We start from the raw sequence: 13,257 nt of genomic DNA, 5'->3' as shown, positions 1-13,257 counted from the left end.
CCCCGTCCTCGTTCTGAAGCACACATCCCTCGACACTCGGCGGCCTGCAAAGGCCGCCTTTTTTGTTCCCTCCACAAGCACCAAACTCTTGTCGTCGTTTAGCCGCGCTTTTGAAACGCCATCAACACGCTTTTCATTTCGTCTAATGCCTGGAGCTTTGCGGCATTCAGCGGCGCGTGTTCGCCCGGATTGAACTCGCAAATATCGAGCGTGGCTAAGTGATGTCGGACGCTCGCAATGAACTCCGGATATTCGATCATCCCATAGAGCCAAGTGTAATGCTCCGGCGTCGCCCGATCCGTGGGATTGGCGATCACTATAATTCGCCGGTCGTTATTTTCGAACGGGAGCGCGTCAGCGTGGTTGCTGAAAAACAGCCAGCGCATGCAATTATGTTCGACGGTTTCCAGACCGTGCTTGACGTTGATACGTCTCGACGCTTGGTTGATGATCGATTTGAGCGTTTCGGATCGTTCGAAACGCTTTCCGTCTTGCATTCCCGCCTTTGCCTCATCCACGACGGCTAAAAGCTTTTGCATTAGACGACCATTGTAGTTGCCGTCCAGCACCTCGCGGATATCGAGCCCGGCAGCGACGTATCCCCTGAGGACGCGAACCAGGACGCTGGACAGCCAATTCCTTCCGATACCGGTTTGCTCCGTGAACATTAGATAGCCGGTGTGTGGCAGCACTTCCGGACGCTGGACGATGTGAGCAAGCCATTGCTCGAATCGTACACGCTCAGCTTTAATCGGCACCAAATAGGCCAAATGATTGTGCCAAGCGTTCAGCCATTCCTGCCAGTTCGGCGGCACCGAGAGCGCTTGGAACCCGCGCCACATATTAAACCCGTTAGCGTGGCTTTCCGGAACGTCGGCGACCTGACCGGCGTTCGGTTTCCAAATGAGCGCCTCGATTTGGGTCTTAGCCCGTCCGTCTAGCTCGCCGATCCACGTCTTGAAGCGGCTAACTCGCCGCGTCTTGAAATTTCCGCTAATTGGGTCCGGATCGCCGACGTTGACGATATCGACCGACCTAGCAAAAACGCGGTCACAGACCGGTGTTTTGTACGTCATGAACGTTTCGGTATCTACCACGCCGTCAACGCCGTGAACGTAAACAAGCCGGTCATACATTTCGTCCAGCGACAATTCCGGCGCTACATGACCCTTGATGCTGGACTTAAACGCGTCGCCTATTTCCCGGTTTCGTGCAATTTGCCGCTCGCGGCGTTCATCGCGACTGAGCGGCGCATAGACCGACGTGCAATCCTTGATCGCAAGCAGCGTCGTTTTGTTCCGGTAATAAGCCCGCTTTACCCACTTACCGCGTTTCCCTAGCTCCGACCGGCTGAACAGCCGCACCATCCGGTCAAAGTCGCGACCGGTCCAAAATGCGAGCGTATTCATTAGCGCTAAGTCAGCGTCCGATTGGTTGAACGGCTTGTTACTGCCCGCTGCTGCCGGATAAAACCGTGCAAGCGCCGCCGCGTCCGCTTCCCATAATTGCTTATTTGTCGGCGATTCTGCTAGCTTCGCCTTGGTGCCCCCGACGTGGGCCAGGAACTTGACTAGAAGCTGTTCGTCGTCCGCCGGTCCCCTGTATCGAGGATCGGGACCCCGGCCCTCCGTTGCGTCCGTCTCGCCCGCTGGACGCCACGGAACGAGGCAGGCAAGCATATTTGTCCAATCCAACTCCAGATTGCCCGTCACGCCGCCCGATCCAAAGGCGACGAAGCGCCCGGTTCGGTAGCATTCTTTCCAGCCGTCCCAACGGTTCCTCAGGCTCGCGAGCGCCGCCTTATCGCAACGGCCGAACAAATGGAGCCCTTCAAGGGACTGCGAAAACTCCCAACTGGCACCGGGAAATTGCGCGCAAAAAGCTTGCGCTTCCGGCGTCAATTCGCCGGTTTCAGCGTCTCTCACGCCGTCGAGGTCGATGAACCAATAGGGATCGTTGTCGCTGAACACCCAACCAAGGCCATCGTATTGGCCGGATGCCTTGGCCTTAACAGCCGTGTCAAAATCCGCCCACGTGGCGAAATCCACGCTCGACGCGCGTTGATCGGTTTTTGCGTCGTACGGGACCTTAGTGGCTTTGAGCGCGCCGGGCTTATGCTCCAGTCGCCAGACGACCCATTGCGGGCGTTGTAGGAAGCCTTGGGGAAATTGGGGCGTGTTTAGGGGTTCGCCGGACACGCCGACGCTATTAAAGGTCCCGTGCATGGGAAAAGGGCCTTACGTGCGGGTTGCGTTTAAGGCTCCGTCCAAGGAACCCTGATTTATTGCGCAACCGAGCAAGACCTTATGCGGGGGTCGGATCGGGGGAGAACCCGGCATCGCTGCCGTTGGACCGTCTCCCCCGTGGTTCCGATAACCAACCCACAAGGACGCTAGATCGCGCAACCACAGATCGTTAAGTGATTCGCGACTAGCGTAAAGTCTAGATGCGCTTCTTTATCACGCGTGTCAATGATTACTTGTGGAAAACTAAATATCGGAACAATTATCGAGATATATATTTCTCCGTTATTGCAAAATTATCTGCCGCCTTGCCCTTCGCCGGCTTGCCGGCTTTGTCGGTATAAAATTCGAACCAAACATCCAACGCCATATCACATTGTTTTGCTACGATTTCTTTGAATGTCTGTCTATCGTATCCGGTTCGCGCGTCGAGCTTTTGTTTCAGCAAATCGTCCGTTGCGTTCAACAGTATGATGCACGATCCGTCTTCGATATTTGGCGCACACCATGCCGAAACATGGATTTTGTCGCCTGTAGACAAATTCAAATCGAAGCGGAGGTGCCAATTGTCGGAATTGCCGGATTGGTCGTTCTGTTTGGCGGATCGCACCATGCCTTTGATGATTGGCTTGACGATGTCAGCTAGTTCGGTTGGTTTCATGAGGCGCTTATCTCGAGTAATTTGGCGGGTAATTTCCGCCCGTTGGTCGCGAACCGTTGGAATTGCTGGCTACGTGGCGGACAGGTTGGAAGCCATCGCAAAGTTGCGCAATTGTCCTCGCTGCCGGTCCGCCGGTCCGACGTTGATAATCAACCGTCCGTCGGCAGTAAACCACTCGCGCTCATCATTCGGATCGTCTCGCAGCAAGTCGGCAATCAATTTGTTCGGATGCTTCCACCACAACGGAAAAGACGGTACGCGCTTTCCGCCTATTTCCGTCTTGCTGCCAGCGTAATAGCTCCTGGCGGTCGCTTCACTTTTTACAACATAGCCCCATGGGCGATAGATTATTCTGCGACCATCCCGCACGAAAACTAGATCGATCATCATTTGATCGAGCGTCATAAGCGGAACGCGGAAAAAATTGCCGGTCATCGTCCCGCTCCCGTCACGCCGTGTGGGATGCAGCTTCGCGAGTGGCTTCAAATGCCTCGATATCGGCAAGCCGCCATCGGGTTGAACCGGCAGACACTTTGACGGGCTTCGGAAATGCCGGATTGGTGCGCGTCCAGCGCCATATCGTTGTTCGGTCCACGGCGAAGCGCTCGCCGGCCTGCACATCTGTTAAGTATTTGGAGTTGGCGGTAACTGGCTTAGCCATGTGGCTGTCATCCTCAAGGTTGAAACGGATGACAGTCAAATTACACACGGTACGCCGGGTTGCTACAAGTTTGAACGGACCGAAAGAGCGTCCTATTCTGTCCGCTGGTCCACAAGCTCAAGGCTCAATCGCGGGTCGCGCAAAGCGGCGGGCAGTAGCAATTGCGAGCGGCTTCCTTGCTTATAGAATTCGACGTACATCTTGAAGCTTTGACCCAAGTCGATATTCCGCTTTCGCCGAATTTGCTTTTCTATCGCTTCGCACGAACGCTCATCGATATTGCCTTTCAGCGCGCGCGTGGTTGCAGTGATCGCGTCTTTGTGAGAGAGCCCGACCGCCTGTCTATACCATTGGTATATTTCTATTTCGTCGTCGTCCGATTTGCGGCCTTTTTTCTTCGGGGCTAGCTGTTCAATTATGAAAGCCCGCTCAAGAAAAGTGAGCGTAACGCTTTGGTCGGCAATGCGCGCGATCAATGGGCTTAAATCGCCGTCACGTGCCGCCGTGAGCGCGTTCATTGCTTCGTTCAGCCCTTCGTCGGTCATGGCTTGCCGCCTTGCAGGAACGTTGCCCAATCGCTCATCATGGCACGACGGCGTTCCACCATCGTTTCGCGGCGGTACGCTGCCTCAACGTCGCTGTTGATCGCGTGAGCCAGGGCGAATTCCCGCATGTCGCGGGGATAGTCGGTCAACTCACCGGCCCAATCTGAAAAGGTGCTTCTAAGCCCGTGCGGGACCGCTGGACGGTTCGAATGTTTGTCCAGCCATCCGACGCGCCCGGCTTCCACCTCGCTTTCGTGCATGCGCTTCATCGTGGCTGATAGCGTCATATCGGACAGCATGCCGCCACGGATCGCCGGAAAAACATAGTTTCTCTCGGCCGCTTCGCCGGTCGCTGCCTCTTTCATCGCGGTTAGAATTGCCAATGCGTCATCGGACAGCGCAACTGTGTGCGGCTTTTTCATCTTCATTCGAGCCGCCGGCACATTCCACAATTTAGAGTTCCAATCGATTTCCGAAAATTCCATGCCGCGCACTTCACCGGATCGTGCGGCGGTCAAGGTGACGAATTCAAGCGCACGTGCACCGGACCCTTCGCGCTTGCGCAACGCTGCGAACCATGCGGACGCATCTTTCAACTGAACGGCGGGTTGATTATCGGATTCCTTGACCTTGCTTGGCTTCGACAGCATGGCGGCAAGATTGCCTTTCCACGCGGCCGGATTATCGCCCTCACGGTGACCGTGCGCCTTCGCCCAATCAAGCACTCGTTCGATGCGCTGCCGCAAGCGTGTGGCTGTTTCCGTCTTGGTCGTCCAGATTGGTTTGAGGATTTCGACCAAGTGATGCTTGGTCACGTCGGCAACGGCAAGGTTCCCAATCACGGGTGCAGCATAATTATCCAATGTGGACCGCCACTGTTTTCGGTGTTTTTCGTTCCTGAATTCCGCCAGCGTGGCGTCCAGAAATTTGTCTACAGCGTCACGAAATAAGAGGTGACGCTTTGCCGCCGCATCCGCTGCCTTACGACGGTCGCGTTTTTCTTGGAGCGGATCGATACCAGCGTGGATTTTGCCCTTAGCTGCTCTCGCCCGCTCGCGCGCCTCGCCCAACGACACGTCGTGTCCGCCAAGGCCCATTTCGCGGCGCTTCCCGTGGACCGTGGTCCGCAGTAACCACGATCTACCGCCGCCCGGCGTTATCTGCAGCAGGAGCCCGGCGACGCCACCAACGGCATGGACGACATTCCCCGGTGTGCCCGGATGCTTCAGATTCTTGACAGCGAGCGCTGAAAGTTCCTTGGCGATTTTCGGCATAGTGGTTCCCACATCCCATCAATTTACCCGCCAAAAATAATGGCATTGGATAGGACTGATTGCAACAGCATGGGACAGTTACGGGATAGCCGTTCCAAGCTATCTGTTTGAAATCACTATGATATTTCTATTGATTGAGACGGGATTCGACAACGTGCGACAAGCCAATTTGGCTGACACTCCCTCCGCCATAATATAAATAAAAACAGGACGTTAGACGCGCCGAAACCGGGACTTGCCATAACGCCTCGCCCCGCAATTCGAATTTGATCCAGCCGCTTCCATTCCGTTAGCCGCCGCTGAATTAGTGCGGCGCGTTAACCGTTCGTAGACCGCGCTGTCCTAATTTGAGACAGCGCGGTCAACTAACTACCCCTGGCTGCGCCGGCGGCTCCGGCAACCCAACCCCTACGGCCGGTCGGAGCCGCCACCCTCGCCTTATATACCAGCAATGGTTGAATCAACTGTTATCACACGTGCTTTCCAGTGCGCTTTCGTGATCGTTAGACTTTGATGGATCGGGAAGTCACAGATTTCCGGTTTCGATTTGGAACCTGGCCACAGGTGAGTTCGGCCATTGTCGACGGCTTGGAAATTCTGCTTCCAAGACCAAGCCCCTGAAAGGATGAGGCCGCCCGCCTTTTTGCATTAATTGCGCGACCGCTGATGTGGTCGTAGATTCGCAGGTGTAGGGACGGTGCAATCCCACGCACCGAGCGGGTACATGAGCCCTGCACCCGCCGTCGACTGCGGATGGACCAGCGGCGGCGGGAGCGCAGGCAACTGAAGGGTTCAGGCTATGCAAGCCGTTTGTTACGCGCCCAGCGCATTCTGTGTCTTGTCGGTCCTGGTCAACATCGCCATCGCCTCAAATGTGCTGGGGCTGTTTGCCGCGACACGCCTTCTTGTGCTGAGGGTTCGCGTGCACTCGGTCGGACAGCTTCAACGCGCCTAGTCAGTCAGCTAAAATGCGGACGATCCTCGCCGGCCTGTGCCTGCTGGCCGTTCTTTCCAATGGCGCGCTGGTCGCCACGTCGAGCGGCATTCTCTATCAGCAGGAGAAAGCGGCTGACGGGGCAGTGTGTTCCTATTTCACCGGAACAGGAACGTTCACGACGCCGAGCTATGCCGTGACCGGATGCCCGCGATTCATCATCGTTGACCGCTAGGGCCTGCCCCCCTCTGCCCTCGCCAGCAAATGGCCGTCGCCGCCTGGCATGAACCGAGTCGGGCGCGAGGTAGGCCGCACCCGACTTGTGTTCCCCCCTTTTAGTGCTTCCTTCGTTCATATGGATGTGTTCCGCCTGCATGAGCAGGCGCATACTATGTTGGAGCCGGTTGCCGCTTTCCTCGCAGCAACGTCGGTAAGGCCCGGCGCCCCTCTGTCACTGTCCCCCGACAAGAGCGCGCCGGGCTGCTGCGCTTCTAGCCATTAGCAGGGGAAAACGTTCCCGCGGGGTTTTGTTGCAGAGTCGCTAATATTACGTTCGTCTCAGCCGGCTTGCCCCCCAAACCCCAAGCCGGTTAGGCCCGGCGGTCAGTCGAATCCACCCCAACAGACTGTCGGGCCGCAGGCAGCGCGAGCGACGAGCTCCCGGCCGAGAGTGGGTCTTGCCATAAGGCCGCCGCCTGACGCCTGCGAATCATCAGGCAGGCTCAGCCGCCGATCGCGCTGTCTTTTATTAGCAGATGCTTGTTTTCATGCCGAAGCAGGATCATCATGCAAGCCGCGCGGGGATTGCAGGGGTAGAGCTCATGGAATTCGCGGTTTGCTACGACAACAGCGGGACCGTCCTTGCGTCTTCGATCTTCCTTTGCGCCACCGCGGTTTTCATAATCGCGGCTGCTCTCGCCGCTGGTCGGCTGATTGCAACGCGGGCTCGGGTTCCGCCTGCGGCGCTGACCGTCTGGTGAGGTCGCCAATAGTCATGGCGACGGCGTGCGCGCCTCATGCCGGCAGTCCTCTGGAGAAGCTGGACTAAGCGTGATCTCCGACGAAAAGCCGGACAGGCTACTCCCCGGCAGTCGTCGAAGGCTTCGGTGCGCCGTAGAACTGCACGCCAAGCCGCTCCTTGCGTCGCCAGCGCACCACCGTTTGATAGGTGACTGCATCGTCGGGCACGTGCAGCAGAAACCGCTCCGGCACGACGGCGTCGGAGGGAACGCGCAGTTCGGCACCCCGCTCATGCTGATTTCGCACGGAACAACCAATCGCCGGGTTGTCCGGACTCGCAACTATCGTGGCCTCCTTCAGGACAATCTCGCGCGGATGAAGGCGGCGCTCTCTTCTGGGTTCGTCGGGTTCCATCGCGTGTCTTGCCTGATCCGGAATCACCCTCGCGGCAGGTGCGCCTTCATATTAGCCGGCGCTTTATTGGTCTGCCAGCCGCCCGAAGTTGAATGATACAGCAAGGACAATCGGCTGCGCTACCGGCAACGTCGCACGCTAGACCCGTGGTGCACGCAATTGGTGGCCGCCGGGCTCCGGCCGACCGCCTGGATCATTCACCTGATGGATATCGGCCGTTCAGCTTTCGAAATGGCGCGACCGATCGAGGTCCGGGATGAGCCCGGGCTGGCTCGGCGGCCACCCCAGCAATTCCCTGGTCCGCGCGCTCGAGGCCGGCCAGCCCAGACCGAAGAAGTGGCCAACAAAACCAAAATGGCCGGCTGCCTCCTCGTGGGTCTTGGCTACCACAGGGACGCCGAGGCGCCGGCCGATGACATCGGCGATTTCCCGCGTCGACACACCCTCGTCGGCGACGGCACGGGCCGGTTAGGTACCGTCGACGGCGATGGCGCCAAGCGCATCGCAATCAGACCGACCCCGAGCAGGTCTCGACCTTGCCGAGGTTGAAATTGACGATGCCGCCGATGCCACCCAGTCCGCCAGCGCCGGCGTCGCCCGAAATGCCCTTGGCATCGCCGCCGTCACTGCTTCGATTCGTCGACATCCACTCAGAAGGCGATCTTCAGGCCCAGCTTGCCGGCGACGGTCGTGCTGTCCGCGGACCACTTGCCACGAATTTCGGAGCTGAGCGTGGTGGATCCCGTCATCTTCAGATTGAATCCGGAGTACAGCGCCACGGAAAAGTCCGCGTCCTCGAATTCGCTTTCCTCGCCCTCGACGCTGGCCGTGTTGGAGTAGCCGAAACGCTGCTGGAAATCGGCCCGTGCGTAGGGGCTGATCACCATGCCATTGCCAAGCTGGAAATCGGCATAGATGCCGGGTTCGAATTTGACCGCACCGAAGGACAGGTGGCTCTTGCCGTAATCGGTGCCGAAGCTGTCCTCATATCCGTCGCCGGTGAAAGTGACGCCCAGCAATCCACCGCGCAGATCGAAACGGACCCGGTCGGTCATGTTGAAGATGCGTCCAACAGACCCGGTGATCGCATAGCCCTGCGTGTCATAGTTGCCGGAGCCGCTGTCCACATTCTCGACGTCGGTGTTGCCGAGGAATGCGGACACCGCCACAAGCGCATAACTCGTATCATGGCGATAGAGTCCATAGCCGCCAAACATGCCGCTTCTGTTGGTGGCATCGCCGCCGCTGGAAAAGCGGCGGTCGTCGACACTCACCTCGGCCGAGGCATAGCCGCCAAACAGGCCTATGTTGAGCCCATGCTCATTATCGAAGCCGAAATGCCTGGCGGCATTGAAATCCACGCTGACGGCAGCGGAGAATTCATCGACATCGAAAGGTTGTCCATCAATTGTGTCGAAGCTGTTCGAAATCCTGAAGCCGTCATGTTCGGTGTGGGCAAGCTGGCCGGAAGCGAAAACGCCAAAAGGCGCCGTCTGGGCTGGTGCCGGCGGAGCCGCCTTGGCCGGACCGACATCCGCTTCGACAATGTCGTCAACAATGTTGTGAAGGGCATCCAGAGACGTGTCGACAATCGCGCCGTTGGCCACTCCGCCAAGATAACAGTTGGCGTCTAGGCCTTCAATGATGCAAGCATTGGCTTTCGAAGGCATGAAGGCCAATGCTGCGCCAATCGAGAGCGCGCTCGCGGCGCACAGGCGCAGAAGCCAATTCGCTGCTTTCATTTTCGTGTCCCCGTACTTAAAGTTTTACTCAAACAGTCGGTGCAAGCTATGCGATTGAATTCTCCAAGAACAACGATCAGGCGCCCATAGATACGATTTCGACATACTAGCAGAAAATCGATCGAAGATCATAGTAACTCACTTTGATCGGTCACGGTCTCGCCCTTCCTTCGAGAGGGGTTCTGATGTAAAATTTTCAGGTCTTCGAAGATGCGGGTTCGGCGCGCAAGGGCCGTCATGGGGTGAGCGCTTCGGTGGCCCGAAGACTGTCGCCAACTGAGACGAGCTCGCGTCATGACCTGTGCCCCCTTCCTGCGCATCGTGGCGGTTCTGCTCTTCTCTTGTCTCGGCTTGATAGGCGTTTGGGCGGCTGCCGTGGAAGAGCCGACACCCCAGCCCGCCAAGCGGCTGGCAATCGTCATGGGCAATTCCAACTACCAGAGCGCCCGCCTCCCCCATCTCGCCAATGCCGACAACGACGCCAGAAGACTTTCCGAGAGCCTGAAAAGGCTGAACTTCGACGTCCTGACCGGAACTGATCTTTCGTCCGACGGGTTTGCACAACTCTTTCAGCAAGCCGACGCCAAGCTCGCGACCGCCAGCGCGGTGCTTATCTTTTACGCCGGTCACGGCGTGCAGCTTCAGGGCGAGAACTTTCTGTTGCCGGTCGACACGCCCGACGCGCAGAACCTGGAGCAGCTGACCGCGCGCGCCATCAGGCTCAACGACGTGATCGCGAAATTTGCCAGCCGTGAGCGGCAGACCTTCATCTTCCTCGACGCCTGCCGGAACAACCCGGTGGGCAAAGGTGCCAGCGTCGCCGACGGTCTGGCGCAGGTCGAAGTGGGGGAGAATACTTTTGTCGCCTTTGCCACCCAGCCCGGTAACACCACGGTTGACGGGGCCGGCGACAACAGCCCCTTTACCACGGCCCTGCTGCAGAATGTCGAAATCCCGGGGCTCAGCATTTCCGACATGATGATCCGCGTGCGCAACGAGACCGAGACGCTCACGCTCGGCCGTCAGGTGCCTTGGGATCAGTCGAATCTGCGAGAGCAGTTCTATTTCACCGAACAGCAGGTGCTCGATCCGGCCCAATTGAGCGCCAGCCTTTCGCGTATCCTGTCGGATCCGGTCGCGAAGGAAAAACTGCAGGTCGAGCTTGCTTCCAACGATCTGCAGACGGCTGTGATCATCGTCGGGCAGACATTGCGATCGGTCGAGATCACGCCGCCGGCCGGCCCCTCGGTCAAGCCTGCCGGCACGCAGGTCGCCAGCCTCGAGGGCGCCAAGCAAAGCGTTGTCTCCGGCCTCGAAACGCTGATCGTCGGCAAGTCGGCCGGCGAGCCGGACGAGGAAAAGGCGACAGACCTGGCGCGCAGCATCCAGACGGAGCTGCGCCGATTGGGCTGTTACCGCGCCACCGTCGACGGGAATTGGGGCAAGGGTTCCGTCCGCGCCCTCACCAGCTACTACAGGAACACCAGGCGGATCGCGTCGACGACCGAACCCACAGTCGAGCTCCTGAGCGACCTGTTCTTGCAGTCGGGCCGGGTGTGCAAGGATCCGGTCGTCGTGCAGAAGGCCAAGCCGGCCAGGATCTCGTCCGACACGGCGCCCGAGCGCGGCAAGGCGACTGGCCGAAAGGCCGCAAGGTCCTCGAAACCGCAATCCTCGCGGCCGGCTGCCCCTCCCCCTGACATCAGTGGCGGGATCGGCATCGGCGGCGTGTTCTAGCGGCGCCACAATATCTATTGAGCGTTTATGCGCATCTCGACGCGGCGGTTGACCGGATCGTACGGATTGGCGACCCGCGGATGCGTTGCACCAAGACCAACGGGCGTGACGCGCGACGCCTCGATGCCGTTCGACAGCAGGAATGCGGTCACCGACTCGGCACGGCGTTCCGAAAGCCCTTTATTGTAGGCGGGCGAGCCGGAGGCGTCGGTATAGCCTTCGACGACGAAGCTCTGGGCCTTCAGACGATTGTCCTTCAGCGCCTTCGCGAATTCGCCGAGCTTGGCTTGCGCGTCCGGCATGAGTTCGGCGGAATCGAGGTTGAAATTGATCAGCATGTCCAGCCCGGCCGCCGCCGGCGCGTCCGCCTTGCCGTCGCATTCGGCTTCAGCGCCGACGCATATGCCGCGCGACTGGCCGAGATGGGCTGTGCTGGCGAAGAACTTGATGATGTCTTCCGACGATTGCGCCGGACCGGCAAGCGAGCTCGAAGGCATCAGCCCCGCCGCCAGAACGAGGAGAGAGATGGTCGCGCGCATGGCCGCCTCCGGTATCGCCGTCACGGATCGAACCACACTGTCACGCAACGGATGACCGGACGATGTGACGCATCTCACATACAGGCAAAAAGGCCCAAATACCGCGGTAGCGGGCGAAGGTCGCGCCCGCCGTTCGACGCTGCCCCTAACCCCTGTCTGGTTGATTTCTCAGACAAAATATGTTGCTTGTCGCGCCCATGAAAAAGCTCTGCCTCTTGGTTCTGGCGTGCCTGACGCTGGCTTGGCCGGCCAAGGCGATGGACAATGCGTTGCGCGCCGGTCTCCTGAAACTTGATCCACAGACCCGGCTCGAACAGCGATGCGATGCCGAAGTGCTCGACCGGATCACCCATGACGATAAAAGCTTCAAGGCCGACCGGGTGGTCGCCTACGCCTTTGCCACGCCGGAGATGAGCGCCGACGCCATCAGAAGTCCGGGCGCGGCCTTTCGCAGCAAGGGGGCAGTGGTACCGGCTGAAGTTCAAGTGCCAGACCGCGCCCGACCATATGCAGGTTCTGCAGTTGCGTTACCGGATCGGCGACGAGATCCCGGAAACCGATTGGGCGAAGTACAACCTCTACGACTGAGGCAGCGGTGCACTTGCACCAGCCTCTCGGCGACCCTGCGATCCCGATCGCCGATCGATCAGCCTTGCCGAAAGAACCCGCCTTGCCGACCTTGTTCCGGGCAGTGACTTGACGTGCACGAACCATACACGTTAGGGCGTCTGGACATTCGACGACCGATACTCGGCGAACAGCAAAGGGCCTCCAGTCGATGGACATTTTCAGCGCCGCAAGCCTGACCGCCCTTCTCCAGGTCATTGCCATCGATCTCGTGCTGGCCGGCGACAATGCGATCGTCATCGGGCTGGCGGCCGCAGGTCTGCCCACCGAGCAGCGCAAGAAGGCAATCCTGATCGGCGTCCTGGCGGCAACGGTGCTGCGCATCCTGTTCGCCGCGGTCACCGTCAAGCTGCTCGCGATCGTCGGCCTGCTCTTGGCCGGCGGCATCCTCCTGCTCTGGGTGTGCTGGAAGATGTACCGCGAGCTGCGCACCTCCCATGCCGACGAGGAGGAGGCCACAGAGGCGCTGTCCAACACCGACTTCGACAGCGACAGCAAGATCGCCGGCAAGGCGCCGCGCAAGACGCTTGGCCAGGCGGCATTGCAGATCGTCGTCGCCGACGTGTCGATGTCGCTGGACAACGTGCTGGCTGTCGCCGGCGCGGCGCGCGATCATTTCTGGGTGCTGGTCATCGGCCTCGTGCTGTCGATCGGCCTGATGGGCCTTGCGGCAAGCTTTATCGCCAGGCTGCTGCATCGTTATCGCTGGATCGCCTATGTCGGCCTGGCGATCATCCTCTATGTGGCGGTCGACATGGTCTATCGGGGCGTGTTGGAAGTGTGGCCGCATGTGAACAACGCGGTGGGCTGACGTTTAATATCCGTCATCGCCGGGATTGGGGCCGGCGCAATGCGTTTTGCCGCAGGACGGGCCAGCCCATACCAATGCCGCAATTAGTGTGGTATTGCGCCCGCCGATC

The 13,257-nt window shown here is 59.1% G+C and carries 14 protein-coding genes and 2 pseudogenes; 4 read left to right on the top strand and 12 right to left on the bottom strand.

Features of this window, described 5'->3' with window-relative positions; genetic code table 11:
- Nucleotides 1-98: 98 nt before the first annotated feature.
- The 6 genes from EN786_RS30625 to EN786_RS30600 form a co-directional block, all read right to left on the bottom strand.
- On the bottom strand, nucleotides 99-2,225 hold the full coding sequence (locus tag EN786_RS30625; protein ID WP_135909230.1) for a DUF5906 domain-containing protein: 2,127 nt from the start codon (nucleotides 2,223-2,225) through the stop codon (nucleotides 99-101).
- Between the two features lie 280 nt (nucleotides 2,226-2,505).
- Nucleotides 2,506-2,904, bottom strand: a complete 399-nt coding sequence (locus EN786_RS30620) for a hypothetical protein (protein WP_127310293.1) — start codon at nucleotides 2,902-2,904, stop codon at nucleotides 2,506-2,508.
- 69 nt (nucleotides 2,905-2,973) lie between these two features.
- Nucleotides 2,974-3,339 (bottom strand): hypothetical protein, encoded by a 366-nt coding sequence (locus EN786_RS30615; RefSeq protein ID WP_127310294.1) that lies wholly within the window; start codon nucleotides 3,337-3,339, stop codon nucleotides 2,974-2,976.
- Between the two features lie 13 nt (nucleotides 3,340-3,352).
- Nucleotides 3,353-3,565 carry an AlpA family phage regulatory protein gene (locus tag EN786_RS30610; RefSeq protein WP_127310295.1) on the bottom strand — a complete coding sequence of 71 codons (213 nt, stop codon included), beginning with the start codon at nucleotides 3,563-3,565 and terminating at the stop codon, nucleotides 3,353-3,355.
- Between the two features lie 92 nt (nucleotides 3,566-3,657).
- Complete coding sequence (locus EN786_RS30605) at nucleotides 3,658-4,110, bottom strand: hypothetical protein (RefSeq protein WP_127310296.1); 453 nt, start codon at nucleotides 4,108-4,110, stop codon at nucleotides 3,658-3,660.
- Complete coding sequence (locus EN786_RS30600; RefSeq protein ID WP_127310297.1) at nucleotides 4,107-5,384, bottom strand: integrase arm-type DNA-binding domain-containing protein; 1,278 nt, start codon at nucleotides 5,382-5,384, stop codon at nucleotides 4,107-4,109. Before EN786_RS30600 ends, EN786_RS30605 begins: the two co-directional genes overlap by 4 nt.
- A 968-nt stretch (nucleotides 5,385-6,352) precedes the next feature.
- Between EN786_RS30600 and EN786_RS30595 the strand changes: the two genes are divergently transcribed.
- Nucleotides 6,353-6,553, top strand: coding sequence for a hypothetical protein (locus tag EN786_RS30595; RefSeq protein ID WP_127282233.1), 201 nt, complete (start codon nucleotides 6,353-6,355; stop codon nucleotides 6,551-6,553).
- 842 nt (nucleotides 6,554-7,395) lie between these two features.
- Here the strand turns inward: EN786_RS30595 and EN786_RS30585 are convergent.
- From EN786_RS30585 to EN786_RS30580, 4 genes and pseudogenes are all read right to left on the bottom strand, one after another.
- On the bottom strand, nucleotides 7,396-7,692 hold the full coding sequence (locus EN786_RS30585) for a PilZ domain-containing protein (protein WP_127282235.1): 297 nt from the start codon (nucleotides 7,690-7,692) through the stop codon (nucleotides 7,396-7,398).
- Nucleotides 7,693-7,911: 219 nt separating this feature from the next.
- A pseudogene (locus EN786_RS39510) lies at nucleotides 7,912-8,151 on the bottom strand (3-beta hydroxysteroid dehydrogenase); the annotation flags it as partial.
- A gap of 49 nt (nucleotides 8,152-8,200) precedes the next feature.
- Nucleotides 8,201-8,338: a hypothetical protein gene (locus EN786_RS37895; RefSeq protein ID WP_187331312.1), complete on the bottom strand. Its 138-nt coding sequence runs from the start codon at nucleotides 8,336-8,338 to the stop codon at nucleotides 8,201-8,203.
- 4 nt (nucleotides 8,339-8,342) lie between these two features.
- Nucleotides 8,343-9,434: an autotransporter outer membrane beta-barrel domain-containing protein gene (locus tag EN786_RS30580; protein ID WP_127282237.1), complete on the bottom strand. Its 1,092-nt coding sequence runs from the start codon at nucleotides 9,432-9,434 to the stop codon at nucleotides 8,343-8,345.
- Nucleotides 9,435-9,728: 294 nt separating this feature from the next.
- Between EN786_RS30580 and EN786_RS30575 the strand changes: the two genes are divergently transcribed.
- Nucleotides 9,729-11,171: a caspase family protein gene (locus EN786_RS30575; RefSeq protein ID WP_127282238.1), complete on the top strand. Its 1,443-nt coding sequence runs from the start codon at nucleotides 9,729-9,731 to the stop codon at nucleotides 11,169-11,171.
- A gap of 14 nt (nucleotides 11,172-11,185) precedes the next feature.
- Here the strand turns inward: EN786_RS30575 and EN786_RS30570 are convergent, their stop codons facing one another.
- Complete coding sequence (locus EN786_RS30570) at nucleotides 11,186-11,710, bottom strand: OmpA family protein (protein WP_127282239.1); 525 nt, start codon at nucleotides 11,708-11,710, stop codon at nucleotides 11,186-11,188.
- Nucleotides 11,711-11,784: 74 nt separating this feature from the next.
- Nucleotides 11,785-12,063, bottom strand: coding sequence for a hypothetical protein (locus tag EN786_RS38810; RefSeq protein ID WP_246688769.1), 279 nt, complete (start codon nucleotides 12,061-12,063; stop codon nucleotides 11,785-11,787).
- Between EN786_RS38810 and EN786_RS30565 the strand changes: the two are divergent.
- Nucleotides 11,968-12,298: pseudogene (locus tag EN786_RS30565) on the top strand (DUF930 domain-containing protein). The gene EN786_RS38810 and the pseudogene EN786_RS30565 overlap by 96 nt on opposite strands.
- A gap of 190 nt (nucleotides 12,299-12,488) precedes the next feature.
- Nucleotides 12,489-13,148 carry a TerC family protein gene (locus EN786_RS30560; protein WP_127282240.1) on the top strand — a complete coding sequence of 220 codons (660 nt, stop codon included), beginning with the start codon at nucleotides 12,489-12,491 and terminating at the stop codon, nucleotides 13,146-13,148.
- Nucleotides 13,149-13,257: the final 109 nt, after the last annotated feature.

It is taken from the genome of Mesorhizobium sp. M4B.F.Ca.ET.143.01.1.1, from assembly GCF_004792275.1.
In the GTDB taxonomy this organism is placed as follows: Bacteria; Pseudomonadota; Alphaproteobacteria; order Rhizobiales; family Rhizobiaceae; genus Mesorhizobium; species Mesorhizobium abyssinicae.
The sequence above is the reverse complement of the archived record's forward strand: the minus strand, read 5'-3'. Positions and strand labels throughout refer to the sequence as shown.

Coding starts and splice junctions, on each gene's coding strand:
- EN786_RS30625 (WP_135909230.1), bottom strand. CDS start 2,225: ATGCACGGGACCTTTAATAGCGTCGGCGTGTCCGGCGAACCCCTAAAC.
- EN786_RS30620 (WP_127310293.1), bottom strand. CDS start 2,904: ATGAAACCAACCGAACTAGCTGACATCGTCAAGCCAATCATCAAAGGC.
- EN786_RS30615 (WP_127310294.1), bottom strand. CDS start 3,339: ATGACCGGCAATTTTTTCCGCGTTCCGCTTATGACGCTCGATCAAATG.
- EN786_RS30610 (WP_127310295.1), bottom strand. CDS start 3,565: ATGGCTAAGCCAGTTACCGCCAACTCCAAATACTTAACAGATGTGCAG.
- EN786_RS30605 (WP_127310296.1), bottom strand. CDS start 4,110: ATGACCGACGAAGGGCTGAACGAAGCAATGAACGCGCTCACGGCGGCA.
- EN786_RS30600 (WP_127310297.1), bottom strand. CDS start 5,384: ATGCCGAAAATCGCCAAGGAACTTTCAGCGCTCGCTGTCAAGAATCTG.
- EN786_RS30595 (WP_127282233.1), top strand. CDS start 6,353: ATGCGGACGATCCTCGCCGGCCTGTGCCTGCTGGCCGTTCTTTCCAAT.
- EN786_RS30585 (WP_127282235.1), bottom strand. CDS start 7,692: ATGGAACCCGACGAACCCAGAAGAGAGCGCCGCCTTCATCCGCGCGAG.
- EN786_RS37895 (WP_187331312.1), bottom strand. CDS start 8,338: ATGTCGACGAATCGAAGCAGTGACGGCGGCGATGCCAAGGGCATTTCG.
- EN786_RS30580 (WP_127282237.1), bottom strand. CDS start 9,434: ATGAAAGCAGCGAATTGGCTTCTGCGCCTGTGCGCCGCGAGCGCGCTC.
- EN786_RS30575 (WP_127282238.1), top strand. CDS start 9,729: ATGACCTGTGCCCCCTTCCTGCGCATCGTGGCGGTTCTGCTCTTCTCT.
- EN786_RS30570 (WP_127282239.1), bottom strand. CDS start 11,710: ATGCGCGCGACCATCTCTCTCCTCGTTCTGGCGGCGGGGCTGATGCCT.
- EN786_RS38810 (WP_246688769.1), bottom strand. CDS start 12,063: ATGGGTGATCCGGTCGAGCACTTCGGCATCGCATCGCTGTTCGAGCCG.
- EN786_RS30560 (WP_127282240.1), top strand. CDS start 12,489: ATGGACATTTTCAGCGCCGCAAGCCTGACCGCCCTTCTCCAGGTCATT.